Consider the following 22,792-nt stretch of genomic DNA (forward strand, 5'->3'; position numbering starts at 1 on the left):
AAGTAGTTATACGATAGCGCTGTATCGGGACCTGGGCGAGGGAGGGCGCGTGAGCGTACGGGACAAGGTGGCACTCGTCACCGGAGCGGGACGCGGCATCGGCGAGGCGATCGCCGACCGGCTCGCCGCCCAGGGAGCCGCGGTCGCCGTCTGCGACCTCGACCCGGAGGCCGCCGCCAAGGTGGCCGGCCGGCTCGTCGAGCGATACGGAGTGCGGGCGACGGGGGTCGGCGCGGACATCTCCGACAGCGCGGCCGTGCACGCGGCCGTGGAGCGGGTGATCGTCGAGCTCGGTCCGCTGGACATCCTCGTCAACAACGCGGCGGTCGACGTCATCGGCCGCTTCGTCGACAGCACCGAGGACACCTGGAACCGCATCATCGACGTCAATCTGCGCGGCACCATCACGGTGACCCGGGTGGTGCTCGACTCGATGATCGAGAGCGGTGGCGGCCGGATCGTGCACATCGCCTCGGACGCCGGCCGCGTCGGCTCGTCCGGCGAGGTGGTGTACTCCGCGACGAAGGGCGGGGTCATCGCCTTCGGCAAGGCACTGGCCCGCGAGGTCGCCCGGTACGGCATCACTGTGAACAGCGTCTGCCCGGGACCGACCGACACGGCGCTGCTCGGCCAGGTCGCCGACTACAGCCAGAAGATGTACGACGCGACGGTGCGGGCCATCCCGCTGCGGCGCGTCGCCCAGCCCGCCGAGATCGCCGGTGTGGTGGCCTTCCTCGCGTCCGACGACGCCGCCTACATGACCGGGCAGACGCTCTCGGTCAGCGGCGGATTGACGATGGTCTGAGGTGAACACCGTGCTGCGTGCCGAACTCCGCGACCACATAGCCGTGTTGACCCTCGACCGGCCGGGGCAGCTCAACGCCATCGGCTCCGAGACCGTCGACCAACTGACACAGATCCTCGCCGACGTCCGCGACAACGACGACGTACGCGCCCTGGTCCTCACCGGGGCGGGGCGGGCCTTCTCGGCCGGTGCCGACCTCGGTGAGATCGAGTCGTTCACGACAGCCGGGCAGTTCCGTGCCTTCGTGGGGCGTCTGACCGAGGCGTTCGCGCTCCTGGAGGACTTCCCCAAACCGTCGGTCGCGGCCGTTCACGGCTTCGCCTTCGGCGGCGGCCTGGAGCTGGCCCTCGCCTGCGACCTGCGGGTGGCCGAGCGCGGCACCCGGCTGGGCCTGCCCGAGATGAAGCTCGGCGTGCTGCCGGGCGCGGGCGGCACCCAGCGGCTGCCCCGCCTCCTGCCGTCGGCGATCGCCAAGCAGATGATCCTCACCGGCGAGCCGATCGACGCGGAGCGGGCTCACACGCTCGGGCTCGTCAACGAACTCGCCGAGCCGGGCGGTGCACTCAAGACCGCCGAAGCCCTGGCCGCGAAGCTGACCGCCGGGGCCCCGCTCGCACTCGCGGCGGGCAAGCGGCTCGTCGACTACGGGCTCGGCATGGACCTGGAGTCGGCGATCGCGTACGAGCGCGAAACCGTCGCGGTGCTGTTCGGCACCGAGGACCGGGCCGAGGGACTCAAGGCCTTCCGGGAACGCCGACCGGGCGACTTCCGCGGCGTGTAGCAGGCGTACAAGCGTCCGATGATCTGGAGGTGGGCCCGTGCGGCCACTTGAGGGCTATTCCGTGGTCGAGCTGGGCATGTGGGTGGCGGCACCGGCCGCGGCCACCATGCTCGCCGACTGGGGCGCGGACGTGGTGAAGGTGGAGGCGCCGACCGGCGACCCCAACCGGTACACGCTCAAGCACGTCGGGCAGGACATCGACAGTGCTCCCCCGTTCGAGACCGACAACCGCGGCAAGCGCGGGATCGTCCTCGATCTGCGCTCGCAGGAGGGCAAAGACGTACTGGAGCGGCTGCTGGAACGCGCCGACGTGTTCGTCACCAACCTCCGCCCGGGTGCTCTGGAGAGGCTGGGCCTGGCGCCGGACGATCTGAGGGAACGTCATGCTCAGCTGGTTGTCGGCACGTTGACGGGCTACGGCTGGACGGGCGCCGAGCGCGACCGCGCCGGGTACGACGTCTCCGCGTTCTGGGCCCGGCCCGGCATCGCCGCCATGCTCAACCCGGCCGGGGAGCCACCGCCCGGCATCCGGCCCGGCCTCGGCGACCGCACGGCCGCGGCCAACCTGGTCGCCGGTGTACTGGCCGCGCTGCTGCGCCGGGAACGCACCGGTGAGGGCGGGGTCGTGGACGTGTCCCTGCTCCGGTCGGGCACGTACGCCAACGGCAACGACCTCGCCCTGCAGAACTTCTTCGGCAAGCGCGGCCGTACCAGGCACCGCACCGAGCACGAGTCGCCGCTCTACAACTCCTACCGGGCCGCCGACGACCGCTGGTTCTGGCTGGTCGGCCTGGAGGGCAACCGGCACTGGCCCGGAGTCGTCAAGGCGCTGGGCCGCGAGGACCTGGCCACCGACGAGCGGTTCGCGACCGGCAAGGCCCGGCGCGGGCACGTCACCGAACTGATCGCCGCGTTCGACGAGGAGTTCGCGCAGCGGCCGCTGGACGAGTGGGCCGAGCGCTTCGACGCCGAGGGCGTGTGGTGGGCGCCCGTGCAGACCCTGGCGGAGGTCGCGGCCGACCCGCAGGCGGAGGCGGTCGGGGCGTTCGTCGAACAGCCCGGTATGGGTGACGCGCCGCCACTGCGCACGGTGGCGACTCCGGTCGCCTTCTGGGGCGTCGACGAGAAGCCGCGCGGCGGCGCGCCGACACTCGGCGAGCACACCGACGAAGTGCTCCGCGAACTCAACTGAACTCACCTATCTGGAGGTACGGCGTGGGCATCCTCGACGACAAGGTCGCCATCGTGACCGGCGGCGGCAGAGGCCTTGGCCGGGCGCACTGTCTGGCGCTCGCCGAGGCCGGCGCGACCGTGGTGGTCAACGACCTCGGCTCGGGCATACACGGCGAGCAGACCGGCGACTCCCCCGCCGACGAGGTCGTCGCCGAGATCACCAAGCTCGGCGGCCAGGCGATCGCCAACCACGCCTCGGTGACGGACTGGACGGCGACCGAGACCATGGTCGCGGACACCGTCGCGGAGTTCGGGCGCCTCGACATCGTGGTGAACAACGCGGGCATCGTGCGCGACCGGATGCTGTTCTCGATGACGGAGGCCGAGTTCGACTCCGTCATCGCGGTGCACCTGAAGGGCACCTTCGCGCTGACCCGGCACGCGTGCGCGTACTGGCGCGAGGCATCGAAGCGGGGCGAGCGGGTCTCCGGCCGCGTGATCAACACGACGTCCGGGACCGGCCTGTTCGGCAACCAGGGCCAGTCCAACTACGGGGCGGCGAAGGCCGGAATCGCGGGGCTCACCGTCCTGACCGCCCTGGAGATGCGCCGGTACGGCGTCACCGCGAACGCCATCTCGCCGATCGCGGCCACCCGGATGACGGACGGGCTGGCCGTCGGCGAGTCCCTCCAGGCCGCCGAGGGCTTCGACCCGCGCGATCCCGCCAACGCCTCCGGCGTCGTCGTGTACCTGGCCTCCGACAGCGCGGCCTGGCTGACCGGCCAGGTCCTGCGCATCGAGGGCAACCGACTGAACCGCCTGCAGGGCTGGACGGTCGCCGCGGTCCACCCGAGCCAGTCGGGGCAGGCCCTCACCTACGACGAACTCGTCGACGCCGTACCGCAGTTGTACGGTGCTGTTCCCGCCGGCCGGGCGACGGGAGCCGGTCAGTGAAGGGCCACGACGCCGCCGCCCTCGTGCTGCGCGCGACCCTAGGCCCCATGCTCTTCGCGCACGGCTGGAACAAGGTCGCCGGGCCGGGCGGGCTCAAGGGCACCACGGGCTGGTTCGAGGCACTGGGCCTCAAGCCGGCCGAGGTGCACGCCCGGATGGCGGCGGGCACCGAAATGGCCGCGGGCGTCGGCATCGCGCTCGGCGCGGCCAACCCGCTCCCCGCGGCGGCGGCCGTCGGCCTGATGACCGTGGCCGCGCGGACCGACCACCGCGGCAAGGGCTTCTTCGTCTTCAAGGGCGGCTGGGAGTACGCCGGTGTCGTGGGCGGCGCGGCCGTCGCACTGGCGGCCCTGGGCAACGGCCGGTACTCGCTCGACGGCCTGCTGGGCCGCCAACGCGCGGGCGCCCGGCACGCGTTGCTGGCGGCCGGCGTCGGCACGGTGAGCGCGGCGGCGCTGTTGGCGCTGTGCTACCGGCCGCAGCCGAACCCTGACGAGACAGATCAGTGAGACCGATGAGGGCAACAAGGGAGAGTCGACATGGACGCGGCTGACTTCAGCGCGGTGCTGTCCGAGGTCCGGCGTTTCGTCCGGGACCGCGTCGTGCCGCTCGAGGCGGAGATCGACGAGAAGGACGAGATGCCCGCGGACATCCGCGAGGCGGCCAAGAAGATGGGCCTGTTCGGCTTCGCGCTGCCCGAGGAGTACGGCGGGTTGGGGCTGTCGATGTACGAGGAGGCCCAGCTGATGTTCGAGCTGGGCTACACGACCCCGTCCCTGCGCTCGATGTTCGGCACCAACAACGGCATCGCCGGGCACGTCCTCATGGTCGGCGGCACCGAGGAGCAGAAGGCCGAGTGGCTGCCGCGGATCGCGTCGGGGGACGTCCTGGCGTCGTTCGCGCTGACCGAGCCGGAGGCGGGGTCCGATCCCTCCACCCTCACCACGAGGGCGCACCTGGACGGCGACGAGTGGGTGATCAACGGTGCCAAGCGCTACATCACCAACGCCCCCCTCGCCGACGTCTTCATGGTCTTCACCCGCACCGACCCCGACGCCCCGCGCACCCGCGGCATCTCGACCTTCCTGGTCCCGGCCGGCACCCCGGGGCTCACCGTGGCTCCCAAGGACCACAAGATGGGCCAGTTCGGCGCCTGGACCGCGGACGTGTACTTCGACGACGTCCGTGTACCGGCCACCGCCCTCGTCGGCGGCGAGGACGGCCTCAACCGGGGCTTCTCCACCGCGATGGGCTGCATTGCCCACGGGCGGGTGCACATCTCCGCGCTGATGGTCGGCATGGCCGAGCGCCTGGTCGACGAGTCGGTCGCCTACGCGAGCACCCGCAAGCAGTCCGGGAAGCTCATCGGCTCCTTCCAGCTCGTCCAGGGTCTGATCGCCGACTCGCAGACCGACTACTACGCCGGACGCGCCACCGTCCTGGAGGCCGCCCGCGGCTTCGACGCCGGCACGGACACCAAGATCGGCCCGTCCTGCACGAAGTACTTCGCCAGCGAGATGGTGTGGCGGGTCGCGGACCGAGCGGTGCAGGTCCACGGCGGCGCCGGCTATATGCGCGGGGTCGCCGTCGAGCGCTTCTACCGCGACGCCCGCCTGTTCCGCATCTACGAGGGCACCAGCCAGGTCCAGCAGGTCATCATCGCGAAGGCACTGCTGGGCGAGGCGGCGCACGGCTGAACCCGCCTGTCATCCCGGACCCCGGCCACACGGACACCGCCTACACCCTGGAGGCGATGCGTGCCTGGTGCTGGCTCACGCGGTGCACTCCTCCCCGGGTGCGCACCGGCAGGGGCGGGGCGTCGGCGATTGACTCGTCGATGGCCGGCGGGGGTCGCTGGAACCAGGACCCCGCACGTGGTGAGCGCGAGCTATGGCCGGCGTACGGCGCGCCCGCGTCGCTGCTGGCTGCGATCCGACCACTCCGTGTGACAGGCTGTCGAATCCGCCACGTACGGGGCCTGATGGAGGGTCAGGCGCCCGGGTGCAGACCGGGCCAGCCGGGTGTCGGGTCACCCTTGACCTCGCCGAAGTAGAGGGCGAAGGTCTGCTTCAGCCGCTCGACCTGGGCCCGGTCCTCCATGAAGCGAGGGAACCCGTCCACGTTGGCGTTCGGATACTCCCAGATCGGCTTGAGGCCGGTGGGCGGCGCGATGTCCGTGCGCACGGACCAGCTGTTGGAGGTCTGACGCTCGGTGGACAGCTGCCAGTTGAGGTAAAGCTTGGCCGCCGTGAGGTTGGCGGCCTGTTTCAGGATCGCGATTCGCTGTCCCCACGCCATGAACGGGTGCCCGTCGGTCATCATCCAGCGGTTCGGGCTGGTGGCGAGCGGGTTGCCACCCGCGCCGACGCCGATGATCTTCTCCTTGTTGGTGACCGCGGTGCCGGGGGAGAAGGTGCCGCGGGCGAACTGCGGCTGCTGGGCGGCGAAGTCGGCCACCCAGTCCCAGCCGTAGGTCTCGGCGTAGAGGGCGAAGAGGTAGAGCACCGCGTCGTCGTCGTGCGGGTAGGAGGAGGCGATGGCGCCCTTCCAGCGCGGGTCGACCAGGTCCAGCGGCGTCTGCGGCGCGTCGGCCCCGGCCGCCGCCACGTCGTACAGGTAGCTGAAGGCGATGACCATGCCGGCCACCCAGGCACCGTCCGCGTCCCGGAACTTCTTGTACAGCTTGCTGAAGCCGGCGGGCTTGTAGTGCAGCAGCCGGCCCTGGCGCTTCCAGCGGGTGAAATCCTGGAGCGTCTGCAACTGCACCACGTCGGGGACCAGGGTGCCGGTCGCGAACTGGTTGTCCACGCGGACGTCGTGGTACTTGCTGTAGTCCACGATGAGGTTGAGGTCGATCTGCGGGAATCGCTGGCGGAAAGCGGTTCGGGCGGCGGCGCCGCTGCCCGAGTTGGCGAGGTCGCCGCCCGCGTAGATCACGAGCTTGCCGCCTTCGGCGATGGCGGCCTGGTACAGCTCGTCGAGGGTCCTGGTCTCCTCGGCGCCGGCGCCGCGCGCGGCTGTGGTGGGGGCTGCCGCGGCAGGGGACGCCGTGGCGCCGAGCGTGCCGAGGCCGAGCGCGGCGCCCGCTCCGGTAGCCAGGAGTCGTCGTCGACTGGGAATGCTGGTCACTGGGGTAACCCTTTCTGCGTGGGGGCAGGGGTGGTCCCGGTGTACGGGCGGCGAACCGCCTCGGCCGGGAGGGTGGGAGCGGAAGCAGCGAAGCCGGTGGTCTCGTACGGACTGCGCCTCAGACCGGCCGTGAGCTTGCCGGAGTCGAGCATGTCGGAGGCGAGCCGGTGGCCGTCGGCGAGGGTGAGGCCGGCGTCGGTCGGCAGCGCCTCCTGCTCACTGTTGACGAGGGTGGCGGTCCTGTTATTGCTGCCGACCGGAAAGTCCGGATCGAGGCCGGTGAATTCGAGTGTGCTCATCAGGACTCTTCGCTGTTCCGTCGAGGATGGGGCCCGCTGGAGGCGACCATTCATCCGACAAGACGGTATCTGACACGTCAGATGTTGTGGACATGGGGGCACCGGGTGTGATGCGAGTCGCACTGGGTCTGCTGTTGCGGCCACCGTTGGCCGGGTGGGTGGTGCCGTGGCGTGAAGTGCATAGGGCGCCGGTGGAGGTCCCTGCGGAGCACCGGGCAGACGGTGGTGTCCAGGCGCCCGCCACGGCGGAGACCACCATGAGTACGGCTCGGCGTGGTCGAGGAGCACCCGAGGCCACGAGCGCGGCCGCCGTCGAGGCCCGCGCTGCCGCCGTGCTCGACTTCCTGCTGCTCTTCCTCGACACGTCTTGATGCCCCGCCTGGATACGGCCGAGACACCGGATCCTGGCCGCCGTGCGGGAGGCCGAGAGGGCCTTCGCGGCGGTCAAACGCACGGTCGGAGCCACTGCCACCCTCGCCGCGTTGCCGTCGACCGTCGCCCAGATCGTGGCCCCGGCGCTGACTGAACTGCGTTCACACAGCTGGAGCAAGGCCATCCCGGAGTGAGCGGTCGCACGCTCCTGTCGTTCCTCATCCGCCGTGTCTCCGCTCACGGCTTCAACGAGCCGACCCGGACGTCGTCCAGGCCGCACTCCTGCTTCGCACTCTGGAAGCATTCCTCAACGGCCCGGCGGCTGCCCGCGATGCGGATCAGCTCGTTCAGCGTGGTGTCGGCGGGGCAGTAGGCGATGTAGTAGGAGATCTGATCGGGCCTGCTGACGCTGCGGCGGGCGAGACGGTCCCCTTTGAAGAGACCCCGCTGGTCGACGTGCACGGTCAGAAGGTCGTGGCTGTCGATCACCTCAGAGATGCCCCGGGGCACGATCGCGCCCGACCACGCGTCCAGGTTCCGGCCGAACCACTCCGACAGGCCGTACGGCTTGCTCACCACGTCCCAGAAGTCGTCAAGTGTCTCGATCAGCCGATCGTGCAGTTCACCATCAGCTCGCTCTCCGTCAGCGCAGCAGCCCGACCAGCCTCACCACGGTCACTCACCGATCAAAGAGACAGGTTCTCCAGGGGCGCGCCTGGATGCGCGGCGCGACCATGGCGCTGGAGCCGGGCGGGAGCCTGGTACTGGTGGACCTGCATCCGACGTTCCGGACGGTCGCCACCCTGGATCCACTCGTCGTCGACTCGCATTACGGCGGGGGCGCACCCCAACGCGAGACGGAAACCGGAACCCAGCCCACCCGGCCTTGACGGCAACAGCCCATCAGAGAGTCCAGTACCCGTACGCGCTCGGTACCGGCTGCCCTTCGGGGACTCCCATCTGCCGATCCCGTACTCGCTCCGCGCGGTGTCGCCCGGCTCGTACGGTGTGGCCCGCCCGCCCCGAGGGAGGGTCAGATGCCGAGCCGGTCCAGCAGCCGCTCGTGGTACACCGCCGGGCCGCCGAACAGCAGTTGCGAGGACTTGGCGCGTCGGAAGTACAGGTGGGCCGGGTGTTCCCAGGTGAAGCCGATGCCGCCGTGGACCTGGATGGTCTCCATGGCGGCGGACATGTACGCCCGTGAGCAGCAGGCGTGGGCCACGGCCGCGGCAACCGGGAAGTCCGGGGACCCCTCGTCGGCCAGCCGGGCCGCCTCACGGGAGGACGCTTCGGCCAGTTCCACCTGGACGAGCATGTCGGCGCACTTGTGCTTGACCGCCTGAAAGGAGCCGATAGGCCGGCCGAACTGATGACGGACGCGGGCGTAGTCCGCGCTCGTCTCCAGGCACCGGCGCGCCCCGCCCGCCTGCTCGGCAGCCAGCCCCACGGAGGCGATGTCGAGGACCTTGGCCATGATGCGCCCGCCGGCCCCCTGCGTCCCGACGAGCGTCGCGGGGACGGCGTCGAACGTCATCCGGGCCATGGCCCGGGTGGCGTCCAGCGTCTGCATCGGCTCCGCCGCAAGTCCCGGGGCATCCCGGTCCACGGCGAAGAGGGTGGGGCCGGCGACGGTACGGGCGATCACGAGGATCAGATCGGCCGTCGTACCGTCGATGACGAAGCACTTGCGGCCGCGTACCGTCCAGCCGCCGCCGTCGCCGTCCGGCACGGCGCGTGCCGAGACCATGGCGGGGTCCCAGGAGCCGTGGTCCTCGGCAACGGCGAGGGTGGCCGTGGTGCGCCCGGCCGCGATGCCGGGGAGAAGGCGCGCGCAGGCGTCCCCGTCCCCCGAGGCCAGCAATGCCTGGGCCGCCAGGAGGACGGTCGCGAAGAAGGGAGCGCAGAACAGCGCGCGGCCCATCTCCTCCAGGACGACTCCGAGTTCGACGAGGCCGAAGCCGTCGCCGCCGTACTCCTCGGGGATGGCCAGGCCGGGCAGGCGCAGTTGGTCGGCCGCCTGGGACCACACCGCCGGGTCGAAGCGCGGTTCGCTCTCCATGAGCTTGCGTACGGCCTCCTCGGGCGACTTGGCCTCAAGGAACTCCCGTACGGCTGCCCGCAGTTCCCGAAGTTCGCTCTCGTCGGCGGTCACGGCCGCACCTCCTTGGCAGCGGTGGTCACCGGTTCCTTGGGCAGGCCGAGAACGCGTTCCGCGAGGATGTTCTTCATGATCTCCTCGGTGCCGCCGAGGATGCGCAACGCCGGTGTGGCCAGGAGCAGTTCGGTCCAGGCGTAGGTGCCCCACTGGCCGGTGTCGGCGATGATCCGGGGGCCGAGCACGTCGGACACGAAGTGTGCCGCCCGGGTCAGGTTCTGGCCGTACATGAGCTTGGACACGGACATCTCGGGGCCCGGTGCGACCCCGGCGCGCAGCTTGCGCAGGGCGCGGGCGTTGAGGTGCCCGGTGGCCAGGACGTCCACCAGGAGTTCGGCGAGGCGGGCGCGCAGGGCGCGGTCGTCCCAGGTCCAGGTGGCACGCATGAGCGCCGAGAGGTGGTCCGGGGACAGGGCGGCGCCCACCGGGCCCACGCCCTCGCTGCCGACCGTCGCGCGCTCGTTCATCAGGGTGGTCAGGGCGACCGTCCAGCCGCCGTCGACCTCGCCGAGGCGGTGGTCGTCGGGGATGCGGACGTCGGTGAGGAACACCTCGTTGAAGTCGGCGCCGCCGGTCATCTGCCGCAGCGGCCGTACCTCGACGCCGGGAGTGTCCATGGGGACCAGGAAGGCGGTGATGCCGCGGTGCTTGGGCGCGTCCGGGTTCGTCCGGGTCAGGGCCAGGCCGATCTGGCTGTGCTGGGCGACCGACGTCCACACCTTCTGCCCGTTCAGCACCCAGTCGCCGCCCTCGCGGACGGCCCGGGTGGCCACGCTCGCCAGATCGGATCCGGCGCCGGGTTCGCTGAACAGCTGGCAGGCGATGGCGTCCCCGCGGTACATCGCCGGCAGCCAGCGGTCCTTGATGTGGGGCTGGGCGTGGGCCAGGATCGTCGGCCCGATCATGCCCAGGCCGATCACGCTGAGCACACCGGTGTCGGCGACGTCGTACTCCGACTCGACGGCGTCGTAGAGCAGGTCGTGGACGGGGGTCAGGCCCCGGCCGCCGTACTCCACCGGGCCGGTGATCCAGCCGAAGCCGTTCTCGTAGCGGATCCGCTGCCACTCCCGGGCGCACTGCACGAACTCCCTTTCCTCGTCGGGCGGGAGGCTGCTGAAGTACGCCATCGAGTCGTCGCCCTCGCCCCAGGTGACGGCGGTGCGGTCGGGGGCCTTCGCCACGTGCGCGTCGAGGAAGCGGCGTGCCTCGGCGGCGAAGTCCTGCATGTCGTCGGATTCCATCGCGTTCGCTCCGCGGTCGGGGAGAGGTTCAGAGGGAGAGGTTCAGGTCGAGAGGATCGTCACCGCCGACGCGCCGGGCGCGCCGTACAGGTGGGTGTAGCCGACGCGCGGTGTGCCGGGGATCTGGCGGGTGCCCGCGGCACCGCGCAGCTGGAGGACGATCTCGTGGATCTGGCGGAGCCCGGACGCGCCGATCGGCTCGCCGTTGCCGAGGAGTCCGCCGTCGGTGTTGACCGGGAGCCGGCCGCCGATCTCGGTGGCGCCCTCGGTGATGAGGCGTTCCTGTTCGCCGTCCTTGCAGAGGCCGTTCTCGGCCATGTGGATGATCTCCGACCCGGCGTCGGTGTCCTGGAGCTGGGCGACATCGACGTCCTCGGGACCGATGCCCGCGCTTTCGTACGCCGCCCGGGAGGCGTCCACGCTCGGGCTGTCCACGGGCTCCCCGACCGGGAAGGACGGGCTCTGCACCTCGAACGCGCCGAGCCTGCGGCTGCGCAGGGCGGTGGAGCGGACCCGTACCGGCTTCCCCGTGTACTTGTGGGCCTGGTCGGCCCGGCACATCACGATCGCCGCCGCGCCCTCGTTCGGGCCGCAGTACATGAACTGGCGCAGGGGGTAGTTGAGGACCGGGGAGGCGAGGATCTCCTCGGGGGACAGGGGCGTCCGGCGCCAGGCCTTCTCGTTGCCGGCCGCGTTGCGGAAGTTCTTCGAGGCCACGCGGGCGAGCGTCTCGTGGGAGATGCCGTGCTCGTGCATATAGCGGTTGATCTTCATGCCGAAGAAGTGGGTGGTGAGGAAGAGCCCGGTCTGTCCGTACCAGGAGGGGATGCCGGCCACGGACGGGTCGGCGGCGAACGCGCCGCGCGGATGCTTGTCCAGCCCGATCGCGATGGTCAGGTCGTGCTCGCCGGTCTCGATGGCGCGGGCGGCCAGCGCCACTGCCGTACCGGCCGTCGCACAGCCGTTGAAGACACCGCGCAGGGGTACGCCGGTCAGGCCGAGCCGGCCGACGATCGCGTCCGGGTTGGCGACCTCGTAGCTGCCGATGTAACCGCCCTGGATCTGCGGCCAGTTGACGCCCGCGTCGGTGAGCGCCAGCCGTACCGCGTCGGCACCCATGTCCAGCGCGGGCTTGCCGGGGAACCGGCCGAAGGGGTGCAGCCCCACCCCGATGATGACGGCCTCGGTCATGACGCCTCCTGTTCGGCATGGGTGGACTCTTCGACCGGGGCGAACGCGAAGGTGACGACCTCGGTGCCGTCGTCCTGCACGGTGTAGGGCACGAGCGTCAGCCGCATGGTCTGTCCGATCCGCAGCTTGTCCGGGTCGGGTTCGGTCAGTCGCGCCTCGATCAGCAGCTCGCCGGGGAGCTCGATGTACCCGACCGCGTACGGCTCGAAGGCTTCGGGGCCGTCGTACGGCGGGGACGGCGGGCGGAAGTCCTGGGTCGTGTACGTCCACAGCGTGCCGCGGTCCGCCAGGAGCCGTTCCTTCGACTCGTCGCTCGCGCACCGGACGCAGGTCACGGCCGACGGGAAGCTCACCAGACCGCACACCCGGCACTCGGAACCGATCAACCGGAGGGGCGCTGCGGCGGGCGGCCAGGTGAACAGGCCCTCGGCGACCGGGCGTTGTGTCGTCGTCATCTCAGGCCCCGTTCCGGTTGCCCAGGACGTCGGCGTTCGGAGCCGCCTTGGCCACCAGGTTCGGGACGACGGAGGACAGCTCCTCCGGCGTCCAGCGGGTCTCGGCACCCGCGGTGGGGCCGTTGGCCCAGCCCTCCAGCACGGTGATCCGATTGCCGACGACGCCGAACACCCGGCCGGTGACCTCGCGGGAGGCGGCCGAGCCCAGCCACACCACCAGCGGCGAGATGGCCTCGGGGGTCAGGTCCTGACGCTCGGCGGCCTGCTTCATCATCTCGATGTCCTCGGTCAGCCGGGTCAGCGCGGTGGGCGCGATGGCGTTCACCGTCACGCCGTAGCGGGCGAGTTCGGCGGCCGCGATGAGGGTGAGGCTGGCAAGGCCGGCCTTCGCGGAGCCGTAGTTGGACTGGCCGGGATTGCCGAAGATGCCGGACGGGGAGGTCGTGTTGATCACCCGGGCGTCGTTGCCGTGACCGGACTTGGCGCGCTCGCGCCAGTACGCGGCCGCGTGGTGCAGGGTGGCGAAGCTGCCCTTGAGGTGGACGGCGATCACACTGTCCCAGTCCCGCTCGGTCATCGACACGATCATCCGGTCGCGCAGGATGCCGGCGTTGTTGACCAGCACGTCCAGACCGCCGTAGGTGTCCACGGCCTGCCGGACGAGCCGGCCGGCGCCCTCCCAGGTGGAGATGTCGTCCGTGTTGGCCACCGCCTCGCCGCCGGCCGCGACGATCTCGTCGACCACACTCTGGGCGGGCCCCGCGGAGGCGCCCCCGCCGTCCCGTCCGCCGCCCAGGTCGTTGACGACGACCTTCGCCCCGTGCGCGGCGAACGCCAGGGCGTGCGCCCGGCCGATCCCGTTGCCGGCGCCGGTGACGACCGCGATCCGGCCTTCGACCACTCCTTCAGACATGCTCACTTCCTCCATCGGAAAGGTCAGTTGGCCTCGGCGAGCAGGACTCGCGGGTCGTCGCTGCCGCAGCCGCACCGGCCCGCGACGACACGTCCGGTGATGCCGAGCGGTGTCTCGGGCAGGGGCGAGGTGCGCCCCTCCCCCGCCGCCACGGTCAGCTGTCCGTCCCGCTCGCCGAACCGCCATTCGGCGGCGTTGACATGTGCGCCGCTGCGCTCGGGGCACTCCAGGGCGAGAGCCGGTCCCACCGCCGAGATCACGGAGGCGGTCACCCCCACTGCGCGCAGGACGGGGATCGCGGCAGGCCGGGCCAGCACGACGGGCGTGGACCGGAACATCTCGCCGATGTCGGTCGTGCCGGCGAGCCCTCCCAGCGTCTCCGCCGACAGGCCGATCACCGCGTGCGGGGTCAGTTCGCGGTGGAAGACCGCGGTGCGGCGGTGGTCCCAGCCCATCGCCTCGGCGATGCCGTACGGCACCTTCAGCGCGCGCAGGGCGCCGATCACCGCATGTCCCCAGAAGCCCTCGAAGCCGGAGGCGGTCAGCAGGGCCCGCTGCCCGGCGGCGAGACCGTGCTCCCGCAGCCGCGCGGTGGCCCACTCGGTGTCGCGGGCGAGTTCCGCCCAGGACAGCTCCAGGTCCCGCACGCCGTCGGCGGTCGGGAAGCGCAGGAGATAGGCGAGTTCGGGGCGGTCGAGCGTCCTGGCACGGGCCAGGGTGTCGGCACGGGCCATCAGGTCTTCACCACCCGGGGGAACTTTGCGACGCTGGTCATGGTCTTCAACAGGTCCTCCTCGGTGCGCATGTCGAGCACCGGCTTGACTCCGGTCCGCTCGCGCACGGCCTCGCTCAGGCGTCCGGCCAAGGCGTCGACATCGCCGGTGAGATGCGGGTCGTAGCCGACGCGCAGCCGCAGTTCCTCGACCTCGCGCCGGTCCCGGACGATCTGGAAGACGCCCGCGACGGTCTCCGGCTGGTCCTCCACCACCTGCCAGACGTCCCGCAGGACGACGGAACGTCCCTGGACCACCGTCTCGTCGCCGCGCCGCCCGGCCACCCACATACGGGCGTGGGTGCGACCGCAGCCGCAGGTGTCGCGAGAGAGGCGGACGAGGTCCTCGCTGCGGTAACGGATCAGCGGCGCCGCCCGGTTGTCGAGGTCGGTGGCGACCAGTTCGCCGAGGTCGCTCTCGGGGACGTCGTGCCAGCCGTGCTCGTCGACCTCGACGCACTCGGCGAAGACGGTGTCCTCCCAGAGGTGGAAGCCGTCGTGCTCTCGGCACTCCCAGGCGGTGCCGGTGTCGGCGGCGCTGGTGTACTCGTAGACGTCGATGCCCCAGTCGTCGCGGATCCGCTCGCGCATCTTCCGGCTGAGGGGCTGCCCGGCGCAGGAGGCGCCCTTGAGGGAGGAGAAGGCTTCCCTCAGGTCGGTCTTCTCGGCCAGGTGCTCCAGCTCCACCATCTGCGGATACATCATCTGCAGGTAGGCGGGGCGGTAGGTGCGCAGGGCCTCGACGACCTCGGGCATGTTGCCCATCCAGGTGTCGACCTCGATGACCACCGCGCCCAGCGCCTGGAAGCCGGCGTCCATGAAGTTGCGGAAGGTGCCGGGCGGGCTCAGCACCCGGTCGCCGGGCCTCAGGCCCAGCTCCCACAGGTCACGTACCTGCGCGGTCACCAGGGGCGGGGCGTCCTGCCAGATCTCGGCGAAGAACTCCGGGTCGCCGGTGGTGCCGGAACTGGAGGAGACCGAGGTCAGCTCCTGGACCGGGACGCAGAGCAGGCCGGCGAAGGGGTCGCCGGTGCGGCTACGGTAGGCGCGGATCATGTCCTTGGTGATGAAGGGGATGCGCGCCCGGAAGTCCTCCAGGGACTGGATGTCACGCGGGTTGACCCCGTACTCGTCCCACAGCTCCCGGTAGAAGGCCGAGTTGGCGTAGGCGTACTCCACGAGCTCCAGGAGCTGTTTCTCCTGCCGCGCGCGCAGTTCCTGGCGCGGCATGGTCTCCACCTGGGGCTCGAAGTACCTGTCAGCGGTGTCCCTGTCACCGACCATGGCGCCTCCTCGCGGCTCAGTGCCCAGATCTTCCAGCTATCAGCGCAATCAGTCAACCAATTCGACGGATTGAACACGAGACTCGCGTTCCGTCGATCCATATAGTTAACTATTAGAACTCATTGAACCACAGGAGGGCTGTCGTGAAGATCGTTGTCTGCGTGAAGCACGTCCCCGACGCCACGGCGGACCGCACCTTCACCGAGGACGGCACCACCGACCGGGCGTCGGTCGACTCGCTGCTGTCCGAACTCGACGAATACGCCGTCGAGCAGGCGCTGCGCCTGGCCGAGTCGGACGTGGATGCCGAGATCAGCTACCTCACCGTCGGACCCGAAGACGCGCGCGACGCCTTGCGCAAGGCCCTGGCCATGGGCGGTGACGGGGCGATCCATGTCAGCGACGAGGACATCGAGGGCAGCGACGCGTTCGGCACGTCACTGGTGCTGGCCAGGGCGATCGAGCGCCACGGCTTCGATCTCGTGCTGTGCGGGATGGCGTCGACGGACGGCACCATGGGCGTGCTGCCCGCGCTGCTTGCCGAGCGGCTCGGCGTGCCGGCCGTCACCCACCTCGAAGACCTGGCGATCAAGGACGGAACCGTCACCGGCCACCGCGAGGGCGAGGGCGCGACCGTACGGATCCAGGGCGCCCTGCCCGCCGTCGTCTCGGTGACCGACCGCTCCGGGGACGCCCGCTACCCCTCCTTCAAGGGGATCATGGCCGCGAAGAAGAAGCCGGTGGAGACCCTCGACCTCGCCGACCTCGGCATCGAGGCCGCCGAGGTCGGCCCGGCCGGGGCGCGGTCGGCCGTGGACACGGCGACCCGGCGCCCGCCGCGCACCAAGGGCGAGATCGTCGCCGACGAGGGGACGGGCGGCATCGAGCTGGCCACGTTCCTCACCACCAAGAAGTTCATCTGACCGCGTTCCGCCCCGAAGCCGACCGCGTTCCACCCCGAAGACCTGAAGGAGTTGCATCACCGTGGCCGAGATCCTCGTCCTCGTCGACCACGTCGACGGTGCCGTACGCAAGCCGACCCTCGAACTGCTCACCCTGGCCCGCCGCTTGGGCGAACCCTCGGCCGTCTTCCTCGGTCCGGGCGCGGACACCGCGACCGAGATCCTCGGCCGGTACGGCGCCCGGAAGATCCACGTCGTGGACGCCCCCGAGGTCGACGAGTACCTCGTCACCCCGGCCGTGGACGCCCTCACCCAGATCGCCGAGCGCACCTGCCCGGCCGCGATCCTGGTGCCGTCCGGGCCGGACGGCAAGGAGATCGCCGCGCGAGTCGCGCTGCGGCTGGGGTCCGGACTCATCACCGACGCCGTCGATGTCACCGCGGGACCGGACGGGCCGGTCACCGAGCAGTCGGCGTTCGCCGCGACCCATCAGGTCACCGCGCACGTCACCCAGGGCGTGCCGGTGATCACGGTCAAGCCGAACGCCGCCGCCCCCGAGGCCGCCCCCGCCGAACCCGTCGTCGAGAAGCAGGACGTCATCTTCGGCCCCGCCTCCACCGCCGTCCGGGTCCTGTCCCGCACACCGCGGGAGCGCGGCGACCGGCCCGAGCTCACCGAGGCCGACATCGTGGTCTCCGGCGGTCGCGGGGTGAACGGGGCCGAGAACTTCGCTCTCATCGAACGAGTCGCCGACGCGCTCGGTGCGGCCGTCGGGGCGTCCCGCGCGGCCGTGGACGCGGGCTGGTACCCGCACAGCCATCAGGTCGGCCAGACGGGCACCCAGGTCTCCCCGCAGCTCTACCTCGCGGCCGGCATCTCCGGCGCGATCCAGCACCGGGCGGGCATGCAGACGTCCAAGACCATCGTCGCCGTCAACAAGGACGCCGACGCCCCGATCTTCGAGCTCGCCGACCACGGCGTGGTCGGGGACCTCTTCACGGTGCTGCCGCAGTTGGTGGACGAGATCGAGCGGCGCCGGGGCTGATCCCTCCCGGCCCGGCCTTCCTTTCCGCCACCCATACAACTAAAATCGCTAACTGATTACATCCATTGAGCTTGCAGCCCTGACCCGAAGGAGCGTCATGACGAAGATCTGGGTCAACTCCGGGGACTCCCATGTGATGGAACCCGCCGACGTGTGGACCGAGCGGCTGTCCGCGCGGCTGGGCGCGCGGGCGCCGCGCAGTGAGCGCGGCGAGAAGTACGAGATGCTCTACATCGACGGCGAGCGCATCGACCGCCAGCTCGGCGACTTCATGGACGCGATGCGGCCGCCGGGCGCCTGGGACCTGAACGTCCGGCTCAAGGACCTCGACCAGGAGGGCGTGTGGGGCCAACTGGCCTTCCCCTCCATGGGGTTCTGGCTCGTGTCGATCACCGACCGGGAGCTCGCCCGGGAGACGGTACGGGCCTGGAACGACTGGGCCCATGACGAGATCCTCCGCAAGAACAAGCGTGTCATCACCACGGCCTGCGTCTCGACGGCCGACATCGACGACGCGGTCGCCGAGGTCGAGCGGGTCGCGGAACTGGGCTTCCAGGCCGTCTTCCTGCCGTGTTCGACACGACCGGGCGAGGAATACGCCCTGGACCGCTGGGAGCCGCTGTGGACCGCGGTCGAGCGGGCGGGCCTGGTGCTCGGCTTCCACATCGGCACCGGCGCGCAGAACGTCGTCTTCCGCGGACCCGGCGGCGCGGTCGTCAACTACATGGAGACGACCTACCCGGGCATGCGGGTGGTCTCCCACATGGTCGCGGGCGGTGCCCTGGACCGTCACCCGAACCTGAGGATCCTCATCGCGGAGGGCGGCGCGGGATGGATGCCGGCCATCGGCGACCGGATGGACGAGGCCTACCGCCAGCACGGCATGTTCGTCCGGCCGAAGCTGAGCCGGCTGCCCAGCGAGATCATCAGGCAGCAGGTCTACGCCTCCTTCCAACACGACAAGAGCTCGGTGGAGATCGTCGAGTCGACCGGCTACCGCAACGTGATGTGGGGCGACGACTACCCCCACCTGGAAGGCACCTACGGCCACACCCAGTCCACGCTGCACGACCTGTTCGACGGTGTGCCGGACGACATCCGCGAGCGCGTCACGCGCGGTACCTTCAACGAGCTCTTCCGCCTGCCGGAGCAGACTCCCCTGGAGGCGGCCGTCTGAGCGGCACCGACGGAACCACTCCGGTGACCACTCCCTCGGGCTCCCCGTACCCCTCGTATCCCGAAGACCTGGAACGGCCCGGGCTCGTCAGGACCGGGCGGTCGACCTTCGTCCGGCCCATCCGGCCGGAGGACGCGGACCGCCTGGTCGCCTTCGTCGGCACCCTGTCCCGGGCCACCCTGGCCTACCGCTCCCTCGGCCCGGTGGTCCGCGCCCGCGACGACGTCATCCGGCGCGGCGCCCACGTGGACTACCTCAACGAGCTGGCCCTCATCGCCCTGGCCGGGGACGAGATCGCCGGCCTGGTGCGCTACGTGCGCGACCCGGAGGAACCGGAGCACGCCGAGGTCACGTTCACCATCCGGGACGACCACCAGAGCGAGGGGTTCGGCAGGCTGCTCCTGGAGCACATCGCCGCCGCCGCGCGGGCCCGGGGCATCCGGGTGCTGGAGGCCGACGTGCTCGCCGACAACGCCCGGATGATCAACGTGTTCCTCGGCTCCGGCTACCAGATCGAAGCCGGTCCGCCCGGCCAGATCATCCACTTCGAGATCGCCGTCGATCCGCAGGCCCAGGCCGTGGCGCGGGCGGAGCGCCGCGAGCAGACGGCCGTACGGCGCTCGCTCAAGCCCCTGCTCGAACCGCGCTCGGTCGCCGTGATCGGCGCCAACCGCGACCCGCTGACGATCGGCCACGAGATCGTCGCCAACCTGCTGCGGGGCGGTTTCGCCGGCAGCGTGTTCCCCGTCAACCCGCGTGCCCACCGGATCGCCGGGGCGCGGGCGTACGCAAGCGTCCGGGACCTGCCCGAGCCGCCGGACCTGGCGCTGGTGGCCGTACGCGCCGAGGCCGTCCCCGGTGTCGTACGGGAGTGCGCGGAGGCCGGCGTCAAAGCGGTGGTCGTCGTCTCGACGGGCTTCGGGGAGACCGGAGCCGAAGGACGGGCCGGCGAGCTGGAGTTGGCGCGTTTCGCGCGCGCCTCCGGCATGCGGCTGGTGGGCCCGAACTGTATGGGCGTGGTCAACACGACCCCCGCCGCGCGACTGGCCGCGACCTTCTCGCCCGCTCTGCCGACGCCCGGCCGGGTGGCGATGTCCAGCCAGTCCGGGCCGCTCGGGCTCGCGGTGCTCGACTTCGCCCGTCGGCTGCGGCTCGGCTTCTCCGGCTTCGTGTCGGTGGGCCACGCCGTCGACGTCTCCACCGACGAACTGCTCCAGTGGTGGGAGGAGGACCCGGGGACCTCGGTGATCCTGCTGCACGTGGAGACCTTCGGCGATCCGCGCCGTTTCGCCCGCGTCGCCCGCCGGATCGCGCCCCGCAAACCGATCGTCGCGGTCCATCCGGGCCACGCGGACTCGGCGGTGAGCTCGCTGTTCGCCCAGTCCGGGGTGATCCGCACCCGCAGCCTCCAGGAACTGTTCGACGTCGCCCTCCTCCTCGCCCATCAACCTCCGCCGCCCGGCAACCGGGTCGCCGTGATCACCAACGCGGGCGGCCCGGCGGCGCTGACGGTCGGCGCGTGCGCGGCGAGCGGTCTGGGCGTGCCCGCGCTCGGTGAGCGCACCCGGCAGACGCTCCGTCCGGCCCTGGCACCGCGGGCCGACGTCGCCAACCCGATCGACCTGACCCCGATGGCCACCGCCGCGCACTACCGGCAGGCCCTGGACGCCGCCCTGGCGGACGACGGCATCGACGCGGCCGTCGTCCTGTTCATGCCCCCGCTGGCGGACAAGCCCGACGAGGTGGCGTCGGCGATCCTCGACGCAGCCGCGGCCCGCCCCGACAAACCCGTGCTGGCCAGCTTCCTGGGCGGTGCCGGCGTCGCCGATCTCCTCCACCGGGGCGACCTGGTGGTCCCGACGTACACGTTCCCCGAGGCCGCGGCCACCTCGCTCGGACACGCGGCGGCCTACCAGACCTGGCGCAGCACCCCCGCGGGCGTCGTACCCGACCTCGCGGGAGTCGACGCCGAGCGGGCCCGCGCGCTGATCGCCTCCTGTGCCCCCGGGCCGGTCCCCGCAGCGGTCGCCACCGAGCTGCTCGCCGCGTACCAAATCGCCGTACGCGACGGTGAAGCGGGCCCCGGATCGAGCCCTGGACCGGCCCCTGGACCCGACGCGTTTCTCACCGTCCGCGCCGACCCGGTCTTCGGCCCCGTGGTCGCCTTCGGCCTCACCGGGGACTACGCCGACCTCATGGCGGACGTCGCCCACCGCGTCACCCCGCTCAGCGACCGCGACGCCCGCGAGATGGTCCGCTCGCTGCGGGCGACTCCCCTGCTGGAGAGACAGGGTGTGGACTTCGGTGCCCTTGAGGAGACCGTCCTGAGGCTCTCGGCGATGGTCGAGGACCTTCCCGAGATCGAGGCGCTGGAACTGCGCCCGGTACGGCTGCTGGCGCCCGGGGACGGAGTGACCGTCGCGCACGCGACGATCCGGCTGGCGGACAACACAGCAACAGCAGGAGGTTCCTTGTGAAGGTGGGCATCTACTTCGACCTGCGCAACCCGCCGCCGTGGCAGCAGAGTTGGTCACGGGTGTACGGGTTCGCCCTGGAGATGTGCGAGGAGGCGGACCGGCTCGGCCTCGACTCGGTCTGGTTCTCGGAACACCACGGCTTCGAGGACGGCTATCTCCCCCAGCCGCTCACCATGGCCGCCGCGGCCGCCGCCCGCACCCGACAGGTCCGCCTGGGCACCGCGGTCATCGCCGCACCGCTGCACGCGGCCCCCGAGATCGCCGAACAGGCCGCGCTCGTGGACATCATCAGCGACGGCCGCCTGGACCTCGGTCTCGGCACCGGTTACCGGGTGCCCGAGTACCGGCTGTACGGCGCCGACCTCACCAAGCGCTACACCACCACCGACCAGCGGGTACGGGAGATCCGCGGCCTGTGGGCCGAATCCCTGGTCACCCCAGGGCCGGTCCAGGATCCGCTGCCGATCTGGCTCGGCTACCAGGGCCCGCAGGGCGCCCGCCGGGCCGGCCGGCTCGGCACGGGCCTGCTGTCGCTCAACCCGGCGCTGTTGACGCCGTACCGGGAAGGGCTCGCGGAGAGCGGGTACGACGTGGCGGCGGGGCGTATGCAGGGCTCGTTCACGACGTTCGTCACCGAGGACCCCGACGGCGACTGGCCCGTGGTCCGCAAGCACCTGGCGTACCAGTGGGACAGCTACCGCCGGTACATGGTGGAGGGCACCGATCAGCCGCTCCCCCGCCCCATCGACCCGGAGAAGTGGCGGGAGACGGGGCTGAGCGCGACGGGCGTCGGCCAGTTCCTCTACGGCACCCCGCAGGACGTCGCCGACGCCATCAGGGGGTACGTGGCGGGGTTGCCGGTGGAGGGCGTGTTCCTGTGGGCCTCGCTGGCCGGGATGCCCGAGGAGATGGTGGCCCGGCAGGTCCAGCTGATCGCCGGGAAGCTGCGTCCACTGCTGGCCGACGTCTGACACTCCGTTGCCCGACAAGAGGAGTCACACCATGTCCACTGCATCACCGACGGGTCCCTGGGCCGGGGCGGACTTCCAGGAGCCGCCCCGCACCCCCGGCGGGGTGGCCCTGTGCGGGGCGTGCCGCGCCGCGGGTTCCTGCCGGCTGGGAGTGGAGCGCGAGCGACTCGACGAGGACGGGTCGGCGCGGTTCGAGCTGTCCTGCCCCCGGGACCAGGAGGGCGGCCCCGATGTGGCGCACGGCGGCTGGACCGCGGCCGTACTGGACGACTGCCTCGGCCATCTGCCGTTGCTGCACCGGGTGTTGAGCGTGACGGCGGAACTGACCGTGAGCTTCGTGAAGCCGGTTCCGGTGCAGCGTCCGCTGGAGGTCCGGGCCTGGGTGGAGAAGCGGGAGGGCAGGCGCTGGTACATCGCGGGCGAGATGGTGCTGCTGCCGACACGGGCCGTTTTGGCCCGTGTCTCCGGCATCTGGGTGACCCGGGACCAGGGCCACTTCGCCCGACACCAGGAGTGGCTGGCCGACCAGGACGGCGAGGCTCAGTAGGAACAGCGGGCGGGTCGGGGTCGCGGGCTCGGTAGGCACGGTCGGCGGGCCGGGGCCACAGGCTCGGTAGGAACAGCGGGCGGGCCGGGGTCGCGGGCTCAATAGGCACGGTCGGCGGCCGGGGCCGCAGGCTCAATAGGCACATGCGG

General features: G+C 71.2%; 22 protein-coding genes and 1 pseudogene. 13 read left to right on the forward strand and 10 right to left on the reverse strand.

Features of this window, described 5'->3' with window-relative positions:
• Positions 1-49: 49 nt before the first annotated feature.
• The 6 genes from ACZ39I_RS34875 to ACZ39I_RS34900 are packed head-to-tail and all read left to right on the forward strand — an operon-like array spanning position 50 to position 5,410.
• Complete coding sequence (locus ACZ39I_RS34875; RefSeq protein ID WP_467248915.1) at positions 50-805, forward strand: SDR family NAD(P)-dependent oxidoreductase; 756 nt, start codon at positions 50-52, stop codon at positions 803-805.
• Position 806: 1 nt separating this feature from the next.
• Positions 807-1,586, forward strand: a complete 780-nt coding sequence (locus ACZ39I_RS34880; RefSeq protein WP_467248916.1) for an enoyl-CoA hydratase/isomerase family protein — start codon at positions 807-809, stop codon at positions 1,584-1,586.
• A gap of 37 nt (positions 1,587-1,623) precedes the next feature.
• Entirely contained in the window at positions 1,624-2,778 is a 1,155-nt protein-coding gene (locus ACZ39I_RS34885) for a CaiB/BaiF CoA transferase family protein (RefSeq protein WP_467248917.1), read from the forward strand.
• A gap of 23 nt (positions 2,779-2,801) precedes the next feature.
• Positions 2,802-3,713 carry an SDR family NAD(P)-dependent oxidoreductase gene (locus ACZ39I_RS34890; RefSeq protein WP_467248918.1) on the forward strand — a complete coding sequence of 304 codons (912 nt, stop codon included), beginning with the start codon at positions 2,802-2,804 and terminating at the stop codon, positions 3,711-3,713.
• A complete protein-coding gene (locus ACZ39I_RS34895; protein WP_467248919.1) occupies positions 3,710-4,222 on the forward strand; it encodes a DoxX family protein in 513 nt (170 codons plus the stop codon). Before ACZ39I_RS34890 ends, ACZ39I_RS34895 begins: the two co-directional genes overlap by 4 nt.
• 30 nt (positions 4,223-4,252) lie before the next feature.
• Positions 4,253-5,410 carry an acyl-CoA dehydrogenase family protein gene (locus ACZ39I_RS34900; RefSeq protein WP_467248920.1) on the forward strand — a complete coding sequence of 386 codons (1,158 nt, stop codon included), beginning with the start codon at positions 4,253-4,255 and terminating at the stop codon, positions 5,408-5,410.
• Between the two features lie 292 nt (positions 5,411-5,702).
• Here ACZ39I_RS34900 and ACZ39I_RS34905 read toward each other — a convergent pair whose 3' ends face one another.
• Positions 5,703-6,842, reverse strand: coding sequence for an ABC transporter substrate-binding protein (locus tag ACZ39I_RS34905; RefSeq protein WP_467248921.1), 1,140 nt, complete (start codon positions 6,840-6,842; stop codon positions 5,703-5,705).
• Positions 6,839-7,141, reverse strand: coding sequence for a hypothetical protein (locus ACZ39I_RS34910; protein ID WP_467248922.1), 303 nt, complete (start codon positions 7,139-7,141; stop codon positions 6,839-6,841). Before ACZ39I_RS34910 ends, ACZ39I_RS34905 begins: the two co-directional genes overlap by 4 nt.
• A 413-nt stretch (positions 7,142-7,554) precedes the next feature.
• Here ACZ39I_RS34910 and ACZ39I_RS34915 point away from each other — a divergent pair, with 413 nt between their 5' ends.
• Positions 7,555-7,707, forward strand: coding sequence for a hypothetical protein (locus ACZ39I_RS34915; protein ID WP_467248923.1), 153 nt, complete (start codon positions 7,555-7,557; stop codon positions 7,705-7,707).
• 61 nt (positions 7,708-7,768) lie between these two features.
• Here the strand turns inward: ACZ39I_RS34915 and ACZ39I_RS34920 are convergent.
• The 8 genes and pseudogenes from ACZ39I_RS34920 to ACZ39I_RS34955 all read right to left on the reverse strand — a co-directional run.
• Positions 7,769-7,936 (reverse strand): annotated as a pseudogene (locus tag ACZ39I_RS34920) (IS701 family transposase); the annotation flags it as partial.
• Positions 7,937-8,546: 610 nt separating this feature from the next.
• Positions 8,547-9,665, reverse strand: coding sequence for an acyl-CoA dehydrogenase family protein (locus tag ACZ39I_RS34925; protein WP_467248924.1), 1,119 nt, complete (start codon positions 9,663-9,665; stop codon positions 8,547-8,549).
• The gene (locus ACZ39I_RS34930; protein WP_467248925.1) at positions 9,662-10,909 is read right to left on the reverse strand and encodes an acyl-CoA dehydrogenase family protein; all 1,248 of its coding nucleotides are present in this window, start codon (positions 10,907-10,909) and stop codon (positions 9,662-9,664) included. Before ACZ39I_RS34930 ends, ACZ39I_RS34925 begins: the two co-directional genes overlap by 4 nt.
• A gap of 42 nt (positions 10,910-10,951) precedes the next feature.
• The gene (locus ACZ39I_RS34935) at positions 10,952-12,100 is read right to left on the reverse strand and encodes a thiolase family protein (RefSeq protein WP_403662070.1); all 1,149 of its coding nucleotides are present in this window, start codon (positions 12,098-12,100) and stop codon (positions 10,952-10,954) included.
• The gene (locus ACZ39I_RS34940) at positions 12,097-12,555 is read right to left on the reverse strand and encodes a Zn-ribbon domain-containing OB-fold protein (RefSeq protein ID WP_393596925.1); all 459 of its coding nucleotides are present in this window, start codon (positions 12,553-12,555) and stop codon (positions 12,097-12,099) included. The genes ACZ39I_RS34935 and ACZ39I_RS34940 overlap by 4 nt, the downstream gene beginning before the upstream one ends.
• Position 12,556: 1 nt before the next feature.
• On the reverse strand, positions 12,557-13,468 hold the full coding sequence (locus ACZ39I_RS34945) for an SDR family oxidoreductase (protein ID WP_467248926.1): 912 nt from the start codon (positions 13,466-13,468) through the stop codon (positions 12,557-12,559).
• 23 nt (positions 13,469-13,491) lie between these two features.
• Entirely contained in the window at positions 13,492-14,202 is a 711-nt protein-coding gene (locus ACZ39I_RS34950; protein ID WP_467248927.1) for a hypothetical protein, read from the reverse strand.
• Positions 14,202-15,524 (reverse strand): phenylacetate--CoA ligase family protein, encoded by a 1,323-nt coding sequence (locus ACZ39I_RS34955; RefSeq protein ID WP_467248928.1) that lies wholly within the window; start codon positions 15,522-15,524, stop codon positions 14,202-14,204. Before ACZ39I_RS34955 ends, ACZ39I_RS34950 begins: the two co-directional genes overlap by 1 nt.
• 161 nt (positions 15,525-15,685) lie before the next feature.
• Here ACZ39I_RS34955 and ACZ39I_RS34960 point away from each other — a divergent pair, with 161 nt between their 5' ends.
• The 6 genes from ACZ39I_RS34960 to ACZ39I_RS34985 all read left to right on the forward strand — a co-directional run bounded on the left by ACZ39I_RS34960 (position 15,686) and on the right by ACZ39I_RS34985 (position 22,643).
• On the forward strand, positions 15,686-16,447 hold the full coding sequence (locus tag ACZ39I_RS34960; protein WP_467248983.1) for an electron transfer flavoprotein subunit beta/FixA family protein: 762 nt from the start codon (positions 15,686-15,688) through the stop codon (positions 16,445-16,447).
• 61 nt (positions 16,448-16,508) lie between these two features.
• On the forward strand, positions 16,509-17,471 hold the full coding sequence (locus ACZ39I_RS34965; RefSeq protein WP_467248929.1) for an electron transfer flavoprotein subunit alpha/FixB family protein: 963 nt from the start codon (positions 16,509-16,511) through the stop codon (positions 17,469-17,471).
• Between the two features lie 97 nt (positions 17,472-17,568).
• The gene (locus ACZ39I_RS34970; protein ID WP_467248930.1) at positions 17,569-18,648 is read left to right on the forward strand and encodes an amidohydrolase family protein; all 1,080 of its coding nucleotides are present in this window, start codon (positions 17,569-17,571) and stop codon (positions 18,646-18,648) included.
• Between the two features lie 23 nt (positions 18,649-18,671).
• Positions 18,672-21,125 (forward strand): bifunctional acetate--CoA ligase family protein/GNAT family N-acetyltransferase, encoded by a 2,454-nt coding sequence (locus tag ACZ39I_RS34975; RefSeq protein WP_467248931.1) that lies wholly within the window; start codon positions 18,672-18,674, stop codon positions 21,123-21,125.
• A complete protein-coding gene (locus tag ACZ39I_RS34980; RefSeq protein ID WP_467248932.1) occupies positions 21,122-22,096 on the forward strand; it encodes an LLM class flavin-dependent oxidoreductase in 975 nt (324 codons plus the stop codon). The genes ACZ39I_RS34975 and ACZ39I_RS34980 overlap by 4 nt, the downstream gene beginning before the upstream one ends.
• A gap of 31 nt (positions 22,097-22,127) precedes the next feature.
• Positions 22,128-22,643, forward strand: a complete 516-nt coding sequence (locus ACZ39I_RS34985; protein WP_467248933.1) for a PaaI family thioesterase — start codon at positions 22,128-22,130, stop codon at positions 22,641-22,643.
• Positions 22,644-22,792 lie beyond the last annotated feature (149 nt).

The organism is Streptomyces sp. NPDC024687, assembly GCF_055559055.1.